Origin of the sequence: Pseudidiomarina tainanensis (genome assembly GCF_004214835.1) — a bacterium.
GTDB classification, from domain to species: Bacteria; Pseudomonadota; Gammaproteobacteria; order Enterobacterales; family Alteromonadaceae; genus Pseudidiomarina; species Pseudidiomarina tainanensis.
This window is the reverse complement of sequence record NZ_PIQJ01000003.1, coordinates 74,316-91,385: the sequence shown is the minus strand read 5'-3', so window position 1 is coordinate 91,385 and position 17,070 is coordinate 74,316. Positions and strand designations below refer to the sequence as shown.

17 protein-coding genes and 1 tRNA gene are annotated in these 17,070 nt (G+C 46.5%); 9 read left to right on the top strand and 9 right to left on the bottom strand.

Translation table 11 applies throughout. The annotated features are described in order from the left end of the window. Positions 1 to 93: 93 nt before the first annotated feature. Positions 94 to 1,557: a RimK family protein gene (locus CWI82_RS10525; RefSeq protein WP_092858466.1), complete on the top strand. Its 1,464-nt coding sequence runs from the start codon at positions 94 to 96 to the stop codon at positions 1,555 to 1,557. Further along, a complete protein-coding gene (locus CWI82_RS10520) occupies positions 1,557 to 2,048 on the top strand; it encodes a GNAT family N-acetyltransferase (protein ID WP_130203505.1) in 492 nt (163 codons plus the stop codon). Before CWI82_RS10525 ends, CWI82_RS10520 begins: the two co-directional genes overlap by 1 nt. Here the strand turns inward: CWI82_RS10520 and glpQ are convergent. The 3 genes from glpQ to rcsF are packed head-to-tail and all read right to left on the bottom strand — an operon-like array spanning position 2,026 to position 4,479. Next, positions 2,026 to 3,051: a glycerophosphodiester phosphodiesterase gene (gene glpQ / locus CWI82_RS10515; RefSeq protein ID WP_130203504.1), complete on the bottom strand. Its 1,026-nt coding sequence runs from the start codon at positions 3,049 to 3,051 to the stop codon at positions 2,026 to 2,028. The two genes, CWI82_RS10520 and glpQ, sit on opposite strands and share 23 nt — an antisense overlap. Next, complete coding sequence (locus CWI82_RS10510) at positions 3,048 to 4,091, bottom strand: cysteine synthase A (protein ID WP_130203503.1); 1,044 nt, start codon at positions 4,089 to 4,091, stop codon at positions 3,048 to 3,050. The genes glpQ and CWI82_RS10510 overlap by 4 nt, the downstream gene beginning before the upstream one ends. Positions 4,092 to 4,116: 25 nt before the next feature. Next, positions 4,117 to 4,479 (bottom strand): Rcs stress response system protein RcsF, encoded by a 363-nt coding sequence (gene rcsF / locus CWI82_RS10505; protein WP_130203502.1) that lies wholly within the window; start codon positions 4,477 to 4,479, stop codon positions 4,117 to 4,119. Positions 4,480 to 4,818: 339 nt separating this feature from the next. On the opposite strand from rcsF, the gene CWI82_RS10500 reads away from it, so the two are divergent. From CWI82_RS10500 to cfa, 3 genes are all read left to right on the top strand, one after another. Continuing rightward, entirely contained in the window at positions 4,819 to 5,157 is a 339-nt protein-coding gene (locus CWI82_RS10500; protein ID WP_130203501.1) for a P-II family nitrogen regulator, read from the top strand. Positions 5,158 to 5,167: 10 nt separating this feature from the next. Further along, on the top strand, positions 5,168 to 6,340 hold the full coding sequence (locus CWI82_RS10495; RefSeq protein WP_092858478.1) for an ammonium transporter family protein: 1,173 nt from the start codon (positions 5,168 to 5,170) through the stop codon (positions 6,338 to 6,340). A 73-nt stretch (positions 6,341 to 6,413) separates the two neighbouring features. Further along, complete coding sequence (gene cfa / locus CWI82_RS10490; RefSeq protein WP_130203500.1) at positions 6,414 to 7,523, top strand: cyclopropane fatty acyl phospholipid synthase; 1,110 nt, start codon at positions 6,414 to 6,416, stop codon at positions 7,521 to 7,523. A 4-nt stretch (positions 7,524 to 7,527) separates the two neighbouring features. Here cfa and CWI82_RS10485 read toward each other — a convergent pair whose 3' ends face one another. Continuing rightward, the gene (locus CWI82_RS10485) at positions 7,528 to 8,622 is read right to left on the bottom strand and encodes an AI-2E family transporter (protein WP_092858482.1); all 1,095 of its coding nucleotides are present in this window, start codon (positions 8,620 to 8,622) and stop codon (positions 7,528 to 7,530) included. 65 nt (positions 8,623 to 8,687) lie between these two features. Here CWI82_RS10485 and CWI82_RS10480 point away from each other — a divergent pair, with 65 nt between their 5' ends. The 3 genes from CWI82_RS10480 (at position 8,688) to CWI82_RS10470 (ending at position 10,801) form a co-directional block, all read left to right on the top strand. Then, positions 8,688 to 9,179 carry an Mpo1 family 2-hydroxy fatty acid dioxygenase gene (locus CWI82_RS10480; RefSeq protein WP_092858484.1) on the top strand — a complete coding sequence of 164 codons (492 nt, stop codon included), beginning with the start codon at positions 8,688 to 8,690 and terminating at the stop codon, positions 9,177 to 9,179. 274 nt (positions 9,180 to 9,453) lie between these two features. Next, positions 9,454 to 9,996, top strand: coding sequence for a DUF3750 domain-containing protein (locus CWI82_RS10475; protein WP_130203499.1), 543 nt, complete (start codon positions 9,454 to 9,456; stop codon positions 9,994 to 9,996). Positions 9,997 to 10,144: 148 nt separating this feature from the next. Beyond that, positions 10,145 to 10,801, top strand: coding sequence for a LiaF domain-containing protein (locus CWI82_RS10470; protein ID WP_130203498.1), 657 nt, complete (start codon positions 10,145 to 10,147; stop codon positions 10,799 to 10,801). Here the strand turns inward: CWI82_RS10470 and CWI82_RS10465 are convergent. Next, entirely contained in the window at positions 10,798 to 11,019 is a 222-nt protein-coding gene (locus CWI82_RS10465; protein WP_130203497.1) for a hypothetical protein, read from the bottom strand. The genes CWI82_RS10470 and CWI82_RS10465 overlap by 4 nt on opposite strands. A 107-nt stretch (positions 11,020 to 11,126) precedes the next feature. Between CWI82_RS10465 and CWI82_RS10460 the strand changes: the two genes are divergently transcribed. Continuing rightward, positions 11,127 to 13,313, top strand: a complete 2,187-nt coding sequence (locus CWI82_RS10460; RefSeq protein WP_130203496.1) for an OsmC domain/YcaO domain-containing protein — start codon at positions 11,127 to 11,129, stop codon at positions 13,311 to 13,313. Positions 13,314 to 13,367: 54 nt separating this feature from the next. On the opposite strand, the gene CWI82_RS10455 is transcribed toward CWI82_RS10460, so the two are convergent. The 4 genes from CWI82_RS10455 to CWI82_RS10440 form a co-directional block, all read right to left on the bottom strand. Beyond that, positions 13,368 to 14,285 carry a tetratricopeptide repeat protein gene (locus CWI82_RS10455; protein WP_130203495.1) on the bottom strand — a complete coding sequence of 306 codons (918 nt, stop codon included), beginning with the start codon at positions 14,283 to 14,285 and terminating at the stop codon, positions 13,368 to 13,370. 110 nt (positions 14,286 to 14,395) lie between these two features. After that, positions 14,396 to 15,925 carry a S10 family peptidase gene (locus CWI82_RS10450; protein ID WP_233340253.1) on the bottom strand — a complete coding sequence of 510 codons (1,530 nt, stop codon included), beginning with the start codon at positions 15,923 to 15,925 and terminating at the stop codon, positions 14,396 to 14,398. 74 nt (positions 15,926 to 15,999) lie between these two features. Further along, positions 16,000 to 16,075: transfer RNA gene (locus CWI82_RS10445), tRNA-Ile, on the bottom strand. 93 nt (positions 16,076 to 16,168) lie between these two features. Beyond that, on the bottom strand, positions 16,169 to 16,963 hold the full coding sequence (locus CWI82_RS10440; RefSeq protein WP_130203494.1) for an amidohydrolase family protein: 795 nt from the start codon (positions 16,961 to 16,963) through the stop codon (positions 16,169 to 16,171). Positions 16,964 to 17,070: the final 107 nt, after the last annotated feature.

The following is a 17,070-nucleotide window of genomic DNA, read 5'->3' as shown; positions in this document are numbered from 1 at the left end:
ATAGAAGAAATTATATAAAAATATCTTTCTGAGCTATTGTAATTTGTTCAAATTAGGCATAAAAATGCGCGGCAATTTCGCTTTGGAGCCACTATGCAAAACGCAGCTTTAATCATTCTTGACGACATTACCGATTGGCAACCTTACTACCCTAGTCAGGCCACGGTTACGGCAAGTGAATACTTACTTCAGTCGACGAGCAAGACACGCACACAAATTCTCAATTTGTGTGGTGACTTGAGTTATTTATCGACTGGCTATTACGTCAGTTTGTTAGCTGAAGCACGAGGCCAACGCGTTTTGCCATCCGTGACAACCATTAACGATTTGGCGAACTTCAGTCACTATCAATTGCTGCTTGCCAATACCGATAAGCACCTCAATAAATTTTTAGCGACGGCTGATAAGTCGTTGCCTGTTCGTGTCCTGATTTGTTTCGGGCAAACCGAAGAACCACTGTTGAATAACTTCGCTCGTCAAATGTTCGACCGTTACCCGTGTCCGATCATGTGGGTCGAATTTAGTTATCAAGGGCGTTGGTTTATCAATCAGTTAGTTGCTGGTGCATTACCGGACCTCTCCGATACGCAACAGACATTTTTTGGTGATGCTCTAGACAGTTTCAGTAAACGGGTGTGGCGCAAGGCACGCGCGCCGAAAGAGTATCGCTACGACCTCGCCATTTTGCACGACCCAGAAGAGCCGATTCCGACCAGCGACAAAAAGGCATTACAAAAATTTATTAAAGCGGCCAAAGAAGCTGATATCGATGCAGAATTAATCACAGCGGATGACTACAACCGATTACTTGAGTTTGACGCGCTGTTTATTCGTGAAACCACGCGCATCAACCATTACACCTATCACTTTGCTAAAAAGGCTGAAGCGAATGGCATGGTTGTCATTGATGCGCCGCATTCTATTTTGCAGTGCGCGAATAAAGTATTTTTGAAAGAGTTGTTAGACAAGCACGGTATTCCAACACCGCGCACTGAGTTGTTATTGAGCCAACAAGATATTGATTACGGAAAAATTGGTCAACGATTGGGATATCCTGTCGTGCTGAAGATTCCTGACGGGTCGTTTTCAATTGGTGTCGAAAAAGCAGAGTCAGAGGAAGAGCTACAACGAGTGGCCGCTGAGCTGTTTAAGAAATCGACAATTTTGCTTGCACAAGAATTCGTGAAAACCGAATTTGACTGGCGTATTGGGATTTTGAACAACCGCCCTATTTATGCCTGTAAATACTTTATGGCACGCAATCACTGGCAAATATACAACCATGCCAGCACGACAAGTCGGGCAAAATCGGGTGGTTTTGAAACCGTCGGCGTTCATCAAGTGCCAAAAGATGTGGTGAAAACTGCGCTACAAGCAACTCGTTTAATTGGCGACGGCTTGTACGGTGTTGATATGAAGGTGACGGCAAAAGGCCCTGTGATCATTGAGATCAACGACAACCCGTCGATTGATTCTGGGGTCGAAGATTTGCTGTTAGGTGATGAGCTGTATCACATTATCATGCGTGATTTTGCCCGTCGCTTGGATGAAAAATAATGCGTGAAAATAGCGCTCGTTGGCATATTCGCGAAGCCACATTCAATGATGTTGGAGCTTTAGTTCAGCTTGAAGAGCGCTGTTTCGATTACAGCCGCATGGGGCGCCGAAGTTTTCGGCGCTTATTAGCCGGGAATACCGGGCATGTTTTTGTTTGTATGAGCGAAGACGGCGCGCTTGCCGGTTACTATTTATTGCTGACGCGAAAGAACAGTCGTCGTTGGCGGCTTTACTCCATTGCTACCGCACCAGAGTCACGTGGCACCGGACTCGGCCGCGTACTCCTCGAGCATGCAATTCACACCGCTCAGCAACAGGGTGCAATTAGTCTGGGATTAGAAGTGAAAGTCGATAATACAGCAGCGATAAGTTTGTACGAAAAGCTCCATTTTGCGGTTATCGATTTACTTCCTGAGTACTACGACGATGGTACGGATGGTTATCGGATGCGAGTTAGTTTTGATACGTCTATAAATCAGGAAAATCGGTAAACACGCCATCGACACCAAGCTCAAGTAACCAGTCTTTGAGTTGCTGATAACTCGTCACGCCTTCCGGTAAATCATCGGCACGCAACGTATAAACGTGTACCTTCAAGCCCGCAGCTTGGGCATGGGCGATAACATCCGAGAACTTTGGCTGGCCGTTCTCATCGAGGCCCAAATAAATATGGTTCAACCAAATACCGACACCACCGGCGTAGCTACTTAGCGTTTCTAAACCTGCGGCAGTGAGCATCGTGTTGTAATCAATATCGCTCTCATTCCAACTATTTTCAGCGACCAACTGCACTAGTGGTAGCTGTGTCATGAATTCGCGCTTCAATCGGCGCAATACTTCGGGGTCAAAACTTTGCAAATAAATCGGCGCTGGCGGCACAACGTCGCTGAATCCATAGCGTGCTAAAACACCGAGTGTTGCTTGAACGACATCATAATTTTGAGTTTTATGCCAACGCGCCGCCTTGAATTCAACGTATAGGCCGGTATTCGTATTGCGCGTTTGATTTAAGCCAAGAATAAGCTCAATCTGCTGCGCCAGCGACATGATTTTAAAATCCCCGCTGGTCACGGAGAATCGCTGTGGGTAACGCTGCTCGCCATGTTTACTTTTACGTTCGGTGAGCGTTAACTTTTGGAGTTCCGCAAAGGTAAAGTCAACCACATAGTAGTGGCCATTGGGACGGTGTTTGTCCGGATAAACCTCTTTAACGTTGGTCACAAAATCCAAAATAATATCGTGCAACACGACGGGAACATGGTCGCGTGTCAGTACTACATCTTGTTCGATGTAGTCGGCATTTTGGGCATGGGCCAAAGCGACCGCAACCGCAGAGTGCTCAGGCGCATAACCTGAAGCTCCGCGGTGAGCAATAATTAACGGTGACTTAGCCTCTTCGCTTGCTGACGGTTCAGTTAACTGCTGTGCCCAACTATTCGAGCATACCAGTCCGCTTACGACCAGAAGAGCGGCGAAGCTGAGTTTGCCTTTCATGATTGACGATACCAAACTTTATCACCCTGATTCTGGTAACGACGAATTAACTCAGATATCTTCTCGGGCTCGGTACGAACGCCGCGTTGTTTTAAATAGTCTTCGTTGTAGAGTTTGCTCGCCGAGCGCTCGCCAAGATCACAAGAGAACGTCACGACCGTCTTTCCTGGGCCATGCAATACTGCGGCTTGCAATGCGCCAGCCACGTTTAAACACGAGCTACTGCCAAGCACTAAACCCTCGTGCTCCACAAGGTATCGCGACAACGTAACTAAATCGTCATCAGGAAGGTTTACTGCCGCATCAATACGCGCCTGTTTAAAGTTCTCAACCAAACGCATAATGCCGATGCCCTCGGTGAACGAGCTACCTTGACTGACATATTCTCCAGTTTTCAAATAACTGTAGATGCCAGAACCATCTGGATCAGCCAACCAAACTTGCATGTTCGGGTTGCGCTCTTTGAGATACATTGAGTTACCAGCAATCGTTCCTCCGGTGCCAGCGACAGACACCAAAATATCAATGTTGCCATTGGTTTGTTGCCAAATTTCAGGGCCAGTCGTCAGATAATGAGCTCGCGCATTACTGGTATTCTCAAATTGATTGGCCCACCAATAGTCATCATTTTGTTCAGCCAATCGGCGCGCCGTATGATAAAAATGGTTTTCGTTTTTAAAAGGAACTGGGTCAACCGTTTTAAGTTGGGCGCCGTGCAACGTAATCATGCGCTCTTTTTCTTTGCTCTGATCATTGGGCATAACTGCCAGCATGTTCAAGCCAAACGAACGAGCAACCACCGCGAGACCTATTCCAGTGTTTCCGGCGGTGCCTTCAACAATCGTCATACCGGGCTTGAGTTCACCTTTGTCCATCGCATCTTTAATCATTTGCAATGCAGCACGATCTTTTATCGAACCACCAGGGTTTTGCGACTCCAACTTCACCCAAATATCACAACCGGTTAAATCCGAAAGTGAGTTCAATCGCAATAAATCTGTTTGACCGATTAACTCTGCAGAACGCTTAGCAACTTGCATGACGACTCCTTCTACAAAAATTCACTTACTGTAACGGTTGTGCCTGGTGCGCATCACCAGTGCAAATCCAGCGCGCTCGACAATCATCTGTTTGGTCTTGCTGACAACTGCGTAATATCAAACGATTTGCACCGAGTTTTGCCGCTGCAATTTTCATGCGCAGTAAAGCTTTTTGTTGGGTCGGTTTTTCGGAGAACACGTTTGCTTGGCAAGATTCACCTTGTACTTGCCCCAAACTGACAAAGCTCACATCGTTACGTGACAACTCATAAGGTCGCATAAAGTCTACCGACTCTGCCGCAGACATATCTACCTCACTCACTGATGAGTGATTCGATGAACAGCCTGCGAGCACAAATAAGACAGTCATTAAGGATAGATATTTCATGGCGATACCTTTGGTTTCTTTGCGTTAACATTACGGAGCTTACAGCACCTTGTAAAGATTCAATCATTATATGTTATCCCTCAGCAAACCGCATGTGTTCGACTTACCCGTTCGTTGTATGCCACCAATGTGCTCACTCATGTGCCCTCTCATATGCCCACCAATGGTGCAAGTTCTCTGCGAAAATTGAACAATCGCACCAAGTTAGTGCAGCTTTCGCGTATTTTCGGCGATTTTAATCTTTTTTTTATGCTTTTTTTGGCATGGCAATTGCTTGGTTATTGAGCGGAGACGATGAATAACCCAATAAATCTAGTTCGCTGAGAAAAAGGAGTCACCATGCAACTTGTTATCGCCATCATAAAACCCGCCAAACTCAACGACGTTCGAGAAGCCCTTGAACAGATTGGCTGTCAGGGTATGACCATTACAGAAGTTCGTGGTTTTGGTCGGCAAAAAGGTCACACCGAACTCTATCGAGGTGCCGAATATCGTATCGATTTTCTACCCAAAATACGCATCGATATTGCCGTCACCGATGAACAGCTCGAAGCTGCTATTGATGCTATTCGAGACGCCGCGCATACCGGCAATACCGGCGATGGCAAAATCTTCGTCACGCCGCTCTCAACCGTGATTCGGATTCGCACCGGCGAAATTGATCGCTTCGCGATATAAGGAGATTCCCATGACTATGACCGAATTAAGTTATGCATTAGATACCTTGTTTATTTTATTAAGTGCGGCATTAGTGATGTGGATGGCGGCAGGCTTTTCCATGCTTGAGGCTGGTTTGGTACGAACCAAGAATACCACCGAAATTCTGGTCAAGAATATCCTATTATACGCTCTCGCATGCCTCTGTTATTTTTTCATCGGCTATCGCCTGATGTATGGTGAAACAACAATTTCCGATTACTCCCCGAGCGCTTACCTGTTCTTCCAAATGGTCTTCGTCGCAACCGCGATGTCAATTGTATCCGGAGCCGTGGCAGAGCGCATGAAGCTCTCAATGTTTCTGGTATTTACCCTTATCATGACGAGTGTCATCTATCCGCTTGTTGGTAGCTGGACTTGGGGCGGTGGCTTTTTAAGTGAGATGGGATTTGTAGATTTTGCCGGTTCAGGCGTTGTACATATGACGGGAGCTGCTGCTGCTCTTGCTGGTGTGATGATTCTCGGTCCGCGTAAGGGTAAATATGGACATAGTGGTGCTATTTATCCAATCCCTGGCGCCAATATGCCGCTGGCAACTCTCGGTACACTTATTCTTTGGTTTGGCTGGCTAGGCTTTAATGGTGGTTCGCTCTTAAGCATTCACACTGTGGAAAACGCCAATGCGGTGGCCAATATCTTTCTCAATACGAATTTGTCAGCTGCTGCCGGTGCCGTTTCTGCTTTTGCTATTACTCGCCTCATTTGGCGCAAAGCTGATCTCACCATGATTTTGAACGGTGTACTTGCAGGCTTAGTCGCAATTACAGCTGAACCTGCGGCTGCAACAGCAACTAGCTCGGTACTAATCGGTACGGGTGCGGGTGCGCTTGTTGTGGCTTCCATAGTATTACTCGACCGCTTAAAAATTGACGACCCAGTTGGTGCTATTTCGGTGCACGGCGTGGCAGGCCTTTATGGGTTGATTTGTGCGGTGCTGACATCTGTATCGGCATCAATTTCGGTTCAATTACTCGGTGCTGCCATTATTTTTCTCTGGGTATTTTCAAGTAGTTTGCTGGTGTGGTGGTTTTTAGCCAGAGCATTTGGCATTCGCCTCTCTATGGAGCATGAATATATAGGTGCTGATATTTCGGAATGTGGCGTTGAAGCCTATCCCGAATTTGTGGCGTCTAAGTCACGCTAGAACTTATTTGGCAGCCGTGCAAATGCCGTTATCTTGACTACACTTGTGCGTAAATCGTGTCACTGGAGGTAGCATGGCGAACGCACAAGCATTTGTTAGTGAGTTATTAGCTCCGGCCGATATCCAACTCAATGGAAATCGGCCGTGGGATATGCAATTGCGCGATGCCTCATTTTTAGGTGACGTTTTAGCTCGCGGTAATCTTGCACTCGGTGAGGCCTATATGGCTGGCGATTGGGACTGTGAGCAACTTGATGTGTTCTTTTGCCGACTATTAGCTAATCGCGTTCAAGATCAGGTTCGAACTTCACGACTCATTTGGCATTACCTTAAAAACCGCGTAATAAATTTACAGTCTCCGCAGCGCTCTTGGCTGGTTGGTCAACATCACTATGATCTAGGTAACACATTGTATCAATCCATGCTCGACCCGCACATGGTTTATACCTGCGGCTATTGGCAGACAGCGCAGTCGCTCGAACAGGCGCAAATAGACAAGCTCGAACTGGTATGTAAAAAACTGCAACTACAACCTGGCATGCGTATTCTTGATATCGGTTGCGGCTGGGGTAGCTTTATGAAGTATGCCGCGGAGCATTATGGCGTTGAATGTGTCGGTGTGACCGTTTCTAAAGAACAAGTGAAACTAGGTCAGCAGCTATGTGAAGGTTTACCGATAGAATTTCGTCTGCAGGACTATCGACAACTGAATGAATCTTTTGACGCTATTGTCAGTCTCGGAATGTTTGAGCATGTCGGTCACAAAAACTATCGTAGCTACATGAAAGTTGTTGCTAATTGCCTCAAACCAAGCGGCCTATTCTTATTACATACCATTGGCCGAAATCGTGATGTTCGTGGTACCGACCCATGGATAGCCAAATACATATTTCCGAACGGCGAGTTACCTTGCCTAAGTCACATTGACGATGCATCACGCGACTTATTGTGTGCTGAAGATGTCCATAATTTGGGTGCCGATTACGATCCGACGTTAATGGCGTGGCACGACAATTTTGAGCGTTCGTGGCCGCAACTAAGCGAGCATTATGACACCACATTTTATCGTATGTGGCGCTACTACTTATTATCGTGCGCGGGCGCTTTTCGCGCCCGCGATCTACAAGTATGGCAATGGGTGTTCAGTAAGCCGAACCTCATTGGTGGCTACCGACGGCCGTAATGATTTACTCAGTAGTCTCCGACTGCTCTTTTAATTTGGGCTCATCGTTGAATGCGGGTTCATCATTGAAGTCCGTCATAAATATTTGCCACACCGCCATAAAAAGTGCGGCGACCAATGGCCCAATCACAAAACCATTGATACCAAATAACGAAATACCGCCAATGGTTGAAAATAACACGATGTAATCCGGTAACTTGGTATCGCGACCGACTAAAATTGGGCGTAACACATTATCTGCTAAACCGATAATAATCGCGCCGTAGGCCATTAATACCGTGGCACTAATCCAATCGCCAATAGCGTATAGATACAACCCTGCGGGGAACCAGACTAGCGCTGCGCCGACCGCTGGAATCAGCGATAAAAATGCCATGATGACGCCCCACAATAATGGGGCTGGAATATCAAGAAGCCAAAAAATGAAACCACCGAGCGCCCCTTGCACGACGGCGACAACAAGGTTGCCTTTTACAGTCGCGCGGGTTACTTCGACAAACTTCTCAAATAATGCGTGCTCCCGTTCATCGCCAATGGGTAATGCTTTAATGAGTAAGTCACGCAATTGTGAGCCGTCGCGTAGCAAGAAGAAGGTCAGGTACATCATCAGCGCAAGGCTGACTAAGAAGCTAAAGGTATTTTGACCAATGGTCAGTGTTTCTTTTGCTAAGAATTTAGAAGCGCCCTGCACGGCACTAATTACCTGCTCTCGAATGTCGTTTGGATTTACACCGAACTCAACCAACAGCTCGTCGACAATCGGAAACGCGTCGCGCAACTTCATTAACATTTCACGCGGATCGATATCGCCCGAGTCTAATTTTTGATAGAGCTGAATACCTTCTTGTATAAATGCGGTACTGATGAAAATCACTGGAATCACGACAATGAGCATGCACACTGTCAACGTCACTAGTGCGTTAATATTCGGGTGACTCCCCCACTTTCGTTCGAGTAGTTGTTGGAGTGGGAAGAAAATAACGGATACCGCGCAAGCCCAAAAAATGGCTGACCAAAATGGTTCCAGAATAAAGCCAAAAGCAATAGTCACTGCCGCCAGTAAAATCAAAAAGGCACGACGTTCGAGTTGTTCCCGCATGGGTTGTCCTTGTTCTTTATTAGAATCAGGTTAATATTGGCAATAAAACAATAGGTGAGCAAGCCATGAAAACAATTACAGAACATTTAGCCGGATATGCTGCATACCATCGTGATCGTCGCAATATCATGACGCATTTAGTTGGCATTCCTTTGATTGTTATCGCAATCGAAATTTTATTATCACGCCCCACCTGGTTTATCGCTGACTTTATGCTCTCACCCGCCATTATTGTGAGTGCGATTGCAGCGTTGTTTTACCTCAAACTCGATGTCGCTTTAGGGATTTTAATGACTTTGCTACTCGGGCTAGCCGTATGGTTAGGTAGCCAAGTTGCGATGCTTGAGACTTCTTTGTGGTTAGCCTGGGGTATCGGGTTATTTGTCGTCGGCTGGATTTTTCAGTTTGTTGGCCACTATTTTGAGGGCCGTAAGCCCGCATTTGTCGATGACATTATGGGGCTTGCTATCGGTCCATTGTTTGTTGTCGCGGAAGTTGTTTTTATGCTTGGCGGTAAGAAACAACTTCATCAGTCTATTGAAGCAAAATTTAAATAAAGAACACCCTCACAAACTTGCAAATGAGAACCATTCTCATTAATATGCAATTCAGTTTGTGGGGGATTTCTTTATGCAACGCACGAAAATTAAACTAACTTTATTTGTATTAATGGCATTGCCGCTATTATTTAATTTACTTTTAGTTGCTGCCAGTGTGCTTTTAGTTGCGTATTAAAGCCGCGTACCTTTGAGTAATCTATCTGTCTCAAGTTGACGTACAAAAAGCCTGTGATACAAATTCACGGGCTTTTTGTTTTTAAAAGAGATCATTATGTTCAGAACACTTGTCGTTACTTTATTAACCGCTCTGCTCATTGGTTGTTCGTCAGGAGATTGGCGTACAGCTTCGCGTGAGCCAGCCGGTATCGCCGCTAATCCGGTAACTGAAACGCAGCCGGTTATTGAGGTTTATGCCGCCGATGCCTTTGGTTGGCGCGGATGGTTCGCTGTGCACACGTGGATTGCCGTGAAACCAGCGAATGCAAAAGAATACACCGTGTATGAAGTGGTGGGTTGGAGGGTGAATCGCGGCCAGCCAGCGCTATATAGCTATCAAACAGCAACGCCCGATCGTTACTGGTATGGTGCTAAGCCAGAAAAAGTACTATCAATGGTAGGCAATAAAGCTGGTGAGCTTATTCCGCAGATTATTGCGGCTGCAGAGCGCTACCCATGGGCGAATGAGTATGAAGCTGTGCCAGGGCCCAATAGCAATACCTTCCCAGCATGGATTGGTCTCCAAGTACCTGAGCTTGGGCTTGATCTGCCCTTTAGCGCCATTGGCAGTGGCTATGCAGATAATGACCAAGAATAAGGCAAATACACTATTTTTTTGTCAAAACGTTCGTAGCCAAGTTTCTGATATTACCCTAATATTATGATTTAAAAGGAGTTATTATTTTTGGTCTAGATATTGCATGATTTTTGTCTATAGTGATTAAAGCAATAACAAGGAATCAATCATGCCAGTAAAACTTGAAGACCGCCCAATTGAGCAAGTTCGAGAAGAAACCGTCGATAAGCTCATTATTAACTATAGCCATGCAATCATTTCTGCCGAAGCATTTGAACGTCGACTGGACGAGGCAATGGCAACAGATTCTCATCAGCAACTCGTGGCACTCGTGGAGGATTTACCTCTAGAGGCCGATGCCAGCTATGACGCAAAAAAAGAGCGTTCGTTTACTCCTAATTATGGCGCTGGAGAGGAATCACAAGATGACAAACTTGTGAGTATTTTAGGTTCAAGTGTACGTGAGGGGCAGTGGGTTGTTCCTAAGAAAATTAATGTTATTGATGTATTAGGCTCCACCAAAATCGATTTCACTGACGCCATTTTTCAACATCAAAATATTGAAGTAAACGTGGCTAACGTGTTGGGCAGCCTAGAGATATTTGTTCCTGAAAGCGTCAACGTGACTATTCGTATGTACGATATTGTTGGCTCATCGGAAAATAAAGCGCCGTCGATGGCCGGACGTCAAGCACCGCAAATAACGATTACCGGTTACAGCGTACTGGGTTCAGTCGAAGTATCTGTGAAGCAAACAATGAAAGAAAAGTTCGTCGCGTTTGCCAACAGCATGCGCGAAGCGCTAGGTATGTCTAGAAATACCTAGTTATCATTGATCACTTCTTGTCGTTCGCGCATGTACTCGTCGTAAGATTTGTTCGTGCGCTCAAGACATTCGTGATAGGGAATCCCCTGCTCTTCAACACATTGACGTAATTGCTCGCGTTGCATTTCGTGGTATGCACCACGATACGTGCAGCCCGCAAGTAAAGTTAAGCTCACGCAAAAAGTTATCACGCCGACAGCGACTTGTGTTGTCTTCATAGCGAACATCCCTCGTTTCACCCGTCAAAATTTGAATTCACCAAGACAATTTACCTTAAACACGAGATAATAGCCGCTGAATTTTTAATAGTGGTTTAAATGAGCTCATGGAAATAAAAGTAAACTTTTTAGATAACTTGCGACTAGAAGCCAAGTTTGACGATTTCACGGTGATAACCGACCAACCTATTCGCTATAAAGGTGACGGTTCAGCGCCCAGTCCATTCGATTATTTCCTAGCATCATCCGCGATGTGTGCGGCTTATTTCGTGAAGGTTTATTGCTTATCGCGCAATATTCCAACGGACAACATTCGCTTATCGCAAAACAATATTGTTGATCCTGAAAACCGCTATAACCAGATTTTTAAGATTCAGGTGGAATTACCAGAAGATATTTCTGAAAAAGACCGTCAAGGCATCTTGCGTTCAATCGACCGTTGTACCGTTAAAAAAGTGGTGCAAACCGGCCCAGAATTCCAAATTGAAGTGGTTGAGAACCTCGATGAAGACGCCCAAGCCTTATTGATGGGACAACCTGAAGGTAGCTCGCTGACTTATATCGAAGGCAAAGACCTGCCACTTGAGCAAACTATCGCCAACATGACGAAAATTCTTGCTGACCTCGGCATGAAGATCGAAATCGCATCGTGGCGTAATATCGTGCCGCATGTGTGGTCTCTGCATGTGCGCGATGCCGCCTCACCGATGTGTTTTACCAATGGCAAAGGCGCCACCAAAGAAGCCGCATTAGCTTCAGCGCTCGGTGAGTTTATTGAGCGACTCAACTGCAATTTCTTCTATAACGACCAGTATTTCGGAGAAGAAATTGCGCATGCTGACTTTGTTCATTATCCGAATGAAAAGTGGTTCCCGTTAACCGAGAACAATGCGATTCCGGATGGACTCCTTGATGATTATTGTTTGGAGATTTATAACCCCGACAATGAGCTCCAAGGCTCGCATTTAATCGACACCAATTCGGGGCGTATTGACCGCGGAATTTGCGCACTGCCGTTTCAACGTCACTCCGATGGTGAGACCATTTACTTCCCATCAAACCTCATTGAAAATCTCTATTTGAGCAATGGTATGAGTGCTGGCAATACCTTGCCTGAAGCACAAGTGCAGTGTCTTTCGGAGATTTTCGAACGTGCGGTGAAGAAGCAGATTATTGAACATGAAATTGCGTTGCCTGATGTGCCGGCTGACGTGTTAGCAAAATACCCAGATATTGTTGAGGGTATTCAGGCGCTCGAAGCTCAGGGCTATCCGATTTTAGTCAAGGACGCTTCGCTAGGCGGTCGTTTCCCTGTCGCATGTGTGACGCTGATGAACCCGCGTACTGGCGGTGTGTTCGCTTCGTTTGGCGCGCACCCAAGCTTTCATGTGGCGCTCGAGCGCAGTCTCACCGAGCTGATGCAAGGCCGCAGCTTTGAAGGCTTGAATGACTTTTTACCACCAACCTTTAATAGTATGGCGGTGACTGAACCGAACAACTTTGTCGAACACTTTATTGATTCTTCAGGTGTCGTCTCTTGGCGCTTCTTTAGTGCACGAAGTGACTATGAATTCTGCGAGTGGGACTTCTCAGGCACTAACCAAGAAGAGTCCGATAATCTATTCGGGATTCTTGAAGGTATGGAACTTGAGGCTTACATGGCCGTTTACACCGAGCTTGGTGCCCCAGTTTGCCGCATCTTAGTGCCTGGCTACTCTGAAGTGTATCCGATCGAGGATTTAGTTTGGGATAACACCAACAAAGCACTCGATTACCGCGAAGATATTCTTAATTTGCACCGTCTTACGGACGAACAGCTTGAAGATTTAGTTGAGCGTTTAGAAGACAGTCAGTTGGACAACTACATCGATATCATCACATTGATTGGTATTGAGTTCGACGAAAATACCGTATGGGGTCAATTAACCATTCTGGAACTCAAGATACTGATTTATTTAGCGTTGGAACGACATGAAGATGCTTATGATTTGGTTGAAGCGTTCTTGCAATACAACGACAACACGGTTGCCCGTACCTTATTCTATCGCGCGGTAAGTGCAGTGCTCGAAATTGCGTTAGACGATGAAATGGCATTGGAAGAATACTTACCAAACTTCAAGCGCATGTTCGGTGAACAAACTATGGCTGACGTAGTGGGTGCAGTCGAAGGCTCGGTGCGCTTCCCTGGTCTAACCCCGACCAATATGCAGCTTGAAGGATTAGATCGTCACCTTCGGTTAATTGAGAGCTACAAGAAACTCCATGCTGCTCGCGCCGCAAAAGCACAAAGCTAGAAGGTTATAAGCGGTATCCGTGCTGGAAGTCACTAACGGATACCGCTTGATACATTAGTTACCTTGCCCACCTGATAGGACATCTCTCAAACTGCCCTGACCTTTTTCGGGTTTATTCACGGCACAAACACTGCCGGTGTCAGCACAACCAACGCCTTGAATGCGTGAACCAATTGAGCGGTTATCAAAATTGCCCGAAGCATCAATTTGGTCAATTAAGCGACCAAGTTGGGTACGATAATGGCTTGCATCGGCGGTAACCGTGATGCGTTCCATGCCCGCTTCTGCAGCTTGCAAACGTTTCGCCTCTTCGGTGTTATCCATGCCAGCTTGCGCGAGTTGCTGATTGATTAAGCGTAACTGCTTTTGTGCATCGGCATGCCCAGTGCGCGCCAGTTTGGCATACAGTGCGCCAGCAGCGGTTAGGTCTTGCTCAACCAATGTGCCGGTTTGGGTAAGCCGAGCGAGTACGTACATGGCACTCACCAAGTTGGTGTCAGCCGCCGCTTGGATGAGTTTGACGCCCTCTTGTTGACTCGTAGCTTCGGTTGTTGCGAGCAGTTGCATACCGCGCTGATACTGCGCTGGGGCGTAACCGAGATCGACCGAACGTTGTAGCCATTGTTGTGCTTGCGCATCATCTTGTTCAACTACGAAGCCACGGCCATGCCAATCCGACAGCACAAACATTGCCATCGCATTACGACGGCGCGCGCCTTGTTCAATAAAATCTTTTGCTTTCTCGAGATCTTGCTCGACACCATCGCCACTGGCGTACGCCATGGCTACAACGGCTGCTGCATCGCCACTACCTTTGCGTGCAAAGCGCTCCAGCTCAGCGATATCACGCCCGCAATCACCCTGCTGGCAAATGGTCACATTCTGAGTGGTGTCAGCCTGAGCGGCCGGCATGCCGCCAAAAGCAGCGAGGATACCTAAAACAACGAAAGATTTATATAAAGAAGAAAACATTTGAGCTCTCACAACAGCTTAACTGAGAGCTCAAATTTAGCAGTTACACCACTAGAACGACAGGTTGGCGTCGTAACCAATTGTTTCCGCAGTTACATTTGCGCTTTAGCTTATTTGCCAATCTGCGAGCGAATAAATTCTCGCGTATCTTTAAGTAAAGCTTGGCGCGCAGGTTCATGCACGTACATCATATGGCCGCCGTGATAATAGCGATAAATGATGTCATCTTTGGCTATGCCATGGCGGTTTAATGTGTACTCTGCATCAAAAAATGGCGTGATGAGATCATAATAGCCAGAGCCAACCATAACTTTTAATGCCGGATTACTTCGCAGCACTGACGCTAAATCTGGTGCGGTGTTCACATAATGCGGTTCCCACGAGCGACCTTCTGGCATCGGGCTCCAACGCCATTTACCTGAGAGTTCAGGATCAGATGGATTCAAATATTTACGATTCCAATCGATGCCTAGATCGTTACGCATGTAATGCATCAGCGAAGCTTTATACGCGGGCGAAATCGATCGTGCTGCGTCAGCTTCTGGGCGAGCTGCCACATCATCGCGTTCATCGTTGATATAGCGGCTGTCGAGTAAACCTACCGCAACACCATCGTCACGGCGTAATTCTTTTGCAAAACGGAACGCGTTAATACGCAGGTCCACTTGCTCAATGTACTCTTTACTCAAACCCGTGAAACGTTGCAGTTGGCTCACTAAATGCGCGCGTTTTTCTGCACTAAGTAAGTTACCTTGAAAGAGTGCTGGTAACAGTTCTTGTGATGCAAAATCACGACTCTGCTGAATAAAGGTTTCAAAATCACCCGAGTTATCAACTTTACCGTGATACCAAGCGGTAGCCGCCATGGTTGGCACGTAGGTGATGTAAGAAATGATATTGTCATCAACATACGGCGTTGAGCCTTGATAATCGAGTGCCTGTGAAACGAACACAATACCGTTTACATTAATCACGTAATCATCGAGTAATACTTTAGCAACCGCAGCAGCTCGCGTTGTACCAAAGCTTTCGCCGAGTAAAAATACCGGCGAATTCCAGCGATTATTCTCTGTTAACCACTCGGCAATAAACGCCGCCATTGAGTTTGCATCTTCGGTTAATCCCCAAAAATCCTCTTTCTTGCCTTTACCAATGGCGCGTGAAAACCCCGTGCCAACTGGGTCAACAAAGACCATATCGGTGACATCTAAAATGGTTTCTGGTGCATCTTTCAAGGTGTAAGGCGCTGCGCCTGGATTTTCGGCATCGCTCGGCACCACAATACGTTTCGGGCCATAACCGCCCATGTGCAACCAGTTAGACGAAGAACCAGGGCCGCCGTTCCAGATGAACGTGACCGGGCGGTTTTGTTTGCTATCAACCACATAATCGAATGAGAAAATTGCGGCAGTTGGGTCACCATCGTTATTACGAATATAGGTTTCGCCAGCATCTACGGTATACGTGACCCGAGTACCGTTAAACGTGCCTTTGTGCTCCGAGCGGAAATTAGTAGGTTCTGGAACGGATTGTTCCGCTGTTTCCTGCTTGGCTTCTGCGTCTTGCGCCTGAGTAGTGGCTGGCAACAGCAATGCGGTGAAAAGAGATAAGCAAACTAAGTAGTTATTTAATGGTTTCACGTTGTTACTTCCTATCTAGGTGATATCAGCAGATTACCACAAATAGGAAATACAAAACCACGTGGGATGATAAATGGTGGCCCCTCCCAGATTTGAACTGGGGACCAACCGATTATGAGTCGGCTGCTCTAACCACTGAGCTAAGGGGCCATTACAGGTAGGACGTTATTCCCGTGGGAATAACAAAGCGGGCGCAAGTATATGAAATTTCGACCCGCTTGTCATGACCCCGATTGGGGTTTTTTATAGGTTTATATGATAGAAATCCGCAGCGTTGCCGGCGAACACTTTATCAATGGCTTTGTCATCGCCAAGCGCTTCGCACACGGTTTCAATATCACGCACATTGAACGGACGCTCAGCTCGTGTTGATGGTAAGTCCGTGCCAAACATCAAGCTTTCTGGATTGATGGCGTAAATGGCTTTCACAGCTTTGCCGACATCCACTTCCGTGCGCCCGAAGCCTGATGCTTTTATATGAACACCATTCTCGGCGAGCTTTTGAATTTGCGATAAACCAGAACGCGCCATCCCTAAATGGTCAACCGACACTTTCGGAAGTTTCAAGAGCTTAGGCATCACTTCATCGAGTTCACGGCTATCAACGTAAATTTCTAAATGCCAGCCGGCTAAGTCCCAGATGCGCTGGCCGAAATCAACTAAGTTATCGAGACCACTCACCACGCGCCGTTTCAAGTTCACGCGAATGCCGCGAATGCGGTGGTCGCGTAATTTAAGAATTTCTTCATCGGAGACGCTGCTCGGTAAGTTGGTGATACCAACAAACTGGTCACCCATGTCCGCTAGCGCAGACTTTAAATAGCTCTGGTCAAACCCTTGCACAGAGCCCGACACGATCACCCCACCGCGGATATTAAAATCTTTGGTGCGGTGACGATAATCTTCAATGGAAAATGGTGCAGGCAAGAAGCCTTGGTTCTCTATTAACGGAAATGAATCGTTATAGATATGAAAGTGCGCATCGATAATTCGACGCGGTTGCTGGAATTCGGTGTTGTTCTGATCAACTGCGATCATATTTCATCCTTTTCAGCGAAGTTAGCCGACATTTTAACAAATTTCGTGCTAAAAATAAAAAAGCCCTAGCCACAAGGGCTAGAGCTTCTTAAGACGTTTTTAACGTG

What these genes read in the sequence shown, in the direction of transcription:
- CWI82_RS10525 (WP_092858466.1), top strand. Translation starts at nt 94, where the DNA reads ATGCAAAACGCAGCTTTAATCATTCTTGACGACATTACCGATTGGCAA.
- CWI82_RS10520 (WP_130203505.1), top strand. Translation starts at nt 1,557, where the DNA reads ATGCGTGAAAATAGCGCTCGTTGGCATATTCGCGAAGCCACATTCAAT.
- glpQ (WP_130203504.1), bottom strand. Translation starts at nt 3,051, where the DNA reads ATGAAAGGCAAACTCAGCTTCGCCGCTCTTCTGGTCGTAAGCGGACTG.
- CWI82_RS10510 (WP_130203503.1), bottom strand. Translation starts at nt 4,091, where the DNA reads ATGCAAGTTGCTAAGCGTTCTGCAGAGTTAATCGGTCAAACAGATTTA.
- rcsF (WP_130203502.1), bottom strand. Translation starts at nt 4,479, where the DNA reads ATGAAATATCTATCCTTAATGACTGTCTTATTTGTGCTCGCAGGCTGT.
- CWI82_RS10500 (WP_130203501.1), top strand. Translation starts at nt 4,819, where the DNA reads ATGCAACTTGTTATCGCCATCATAAAACCCGCCAAACTCAACGACGTT.
- CWI82_RS10495 (WP_092858478.1), top strand. Translation starts at nt 5,168, where the DNA reads ATGACTATGACCGAATTAAGTTATGCATTAGATACCTTGTTTATTTTA.
- cfa (WP_130203500.1), top strand. Translation starts at nt 6,414, where the DNA reads ATGGCGAACGCACAAGCATTTGTTAGTGAGTTATTAGCTCCGGCCGAT.
- CWI82_RS10485 (WP_092858482.1), bottom strand. Translation starts at nt 8,622, where the DNA reads ATGCGGGAACAACTCGAACGTCGTGCCTTTTTGATTTTACTGGCGGCA.
- CWI82_RS10480 (WP_092858484.1), top strand. Translation starts at nt 8,688, where the DNA reads ATGAAAACAATTACAGAACATTTAGCCGGATATGCTGCATACCATCGT.
- CWI82_RS10475 (WP_130203499.1), top strand. Translation starts at nt 9,454, where the DNA reads ATGTTCAGAACACTTGTCGTTACTTTATTAACCGCTCTGCTCATTGGT.
- CWI82_RS10470 (WP_130203498.1), top strand. Translation starts at nt 10,145, where the DNA reads ATGCCAGTAAAACTTGAAGACCGCCCAATTGAGCAAGTTCGAGAAGAA.
- CWI82_RS10465 (WP_130203497.1), bottom strand. Translation starts at nt 11,019, where the DNA reads ATGAAGACAACACAAGTCGCTGTCGGCGTGATAACTTTTTGCGTGAGC.
- CWI82_RS10460 (WP_130203496.1), top strand. Translation starts at nt 11,127, where the DNA reads ATGGAAATAAAAGTAAACTTTTTAGATAACTTGCGACTAGAAGCCAAG.
- CWI82_RS10455 (WP_130203495.1), bottom strand. Translation starts at nt 14,285, where the DNA reads ATGTTTTCTTCTTTATATAAATCTTTCGTTGTTTTAGGTATCCTCGCT.
- CWI82_RS10440 (WP_130203494.1), bottom strand. Translation starts at nt 16,963, where the DNA reads ATGATCGCAGTTGATCAGAACAACACCGAATTCCAGCAACCGCGTCGA.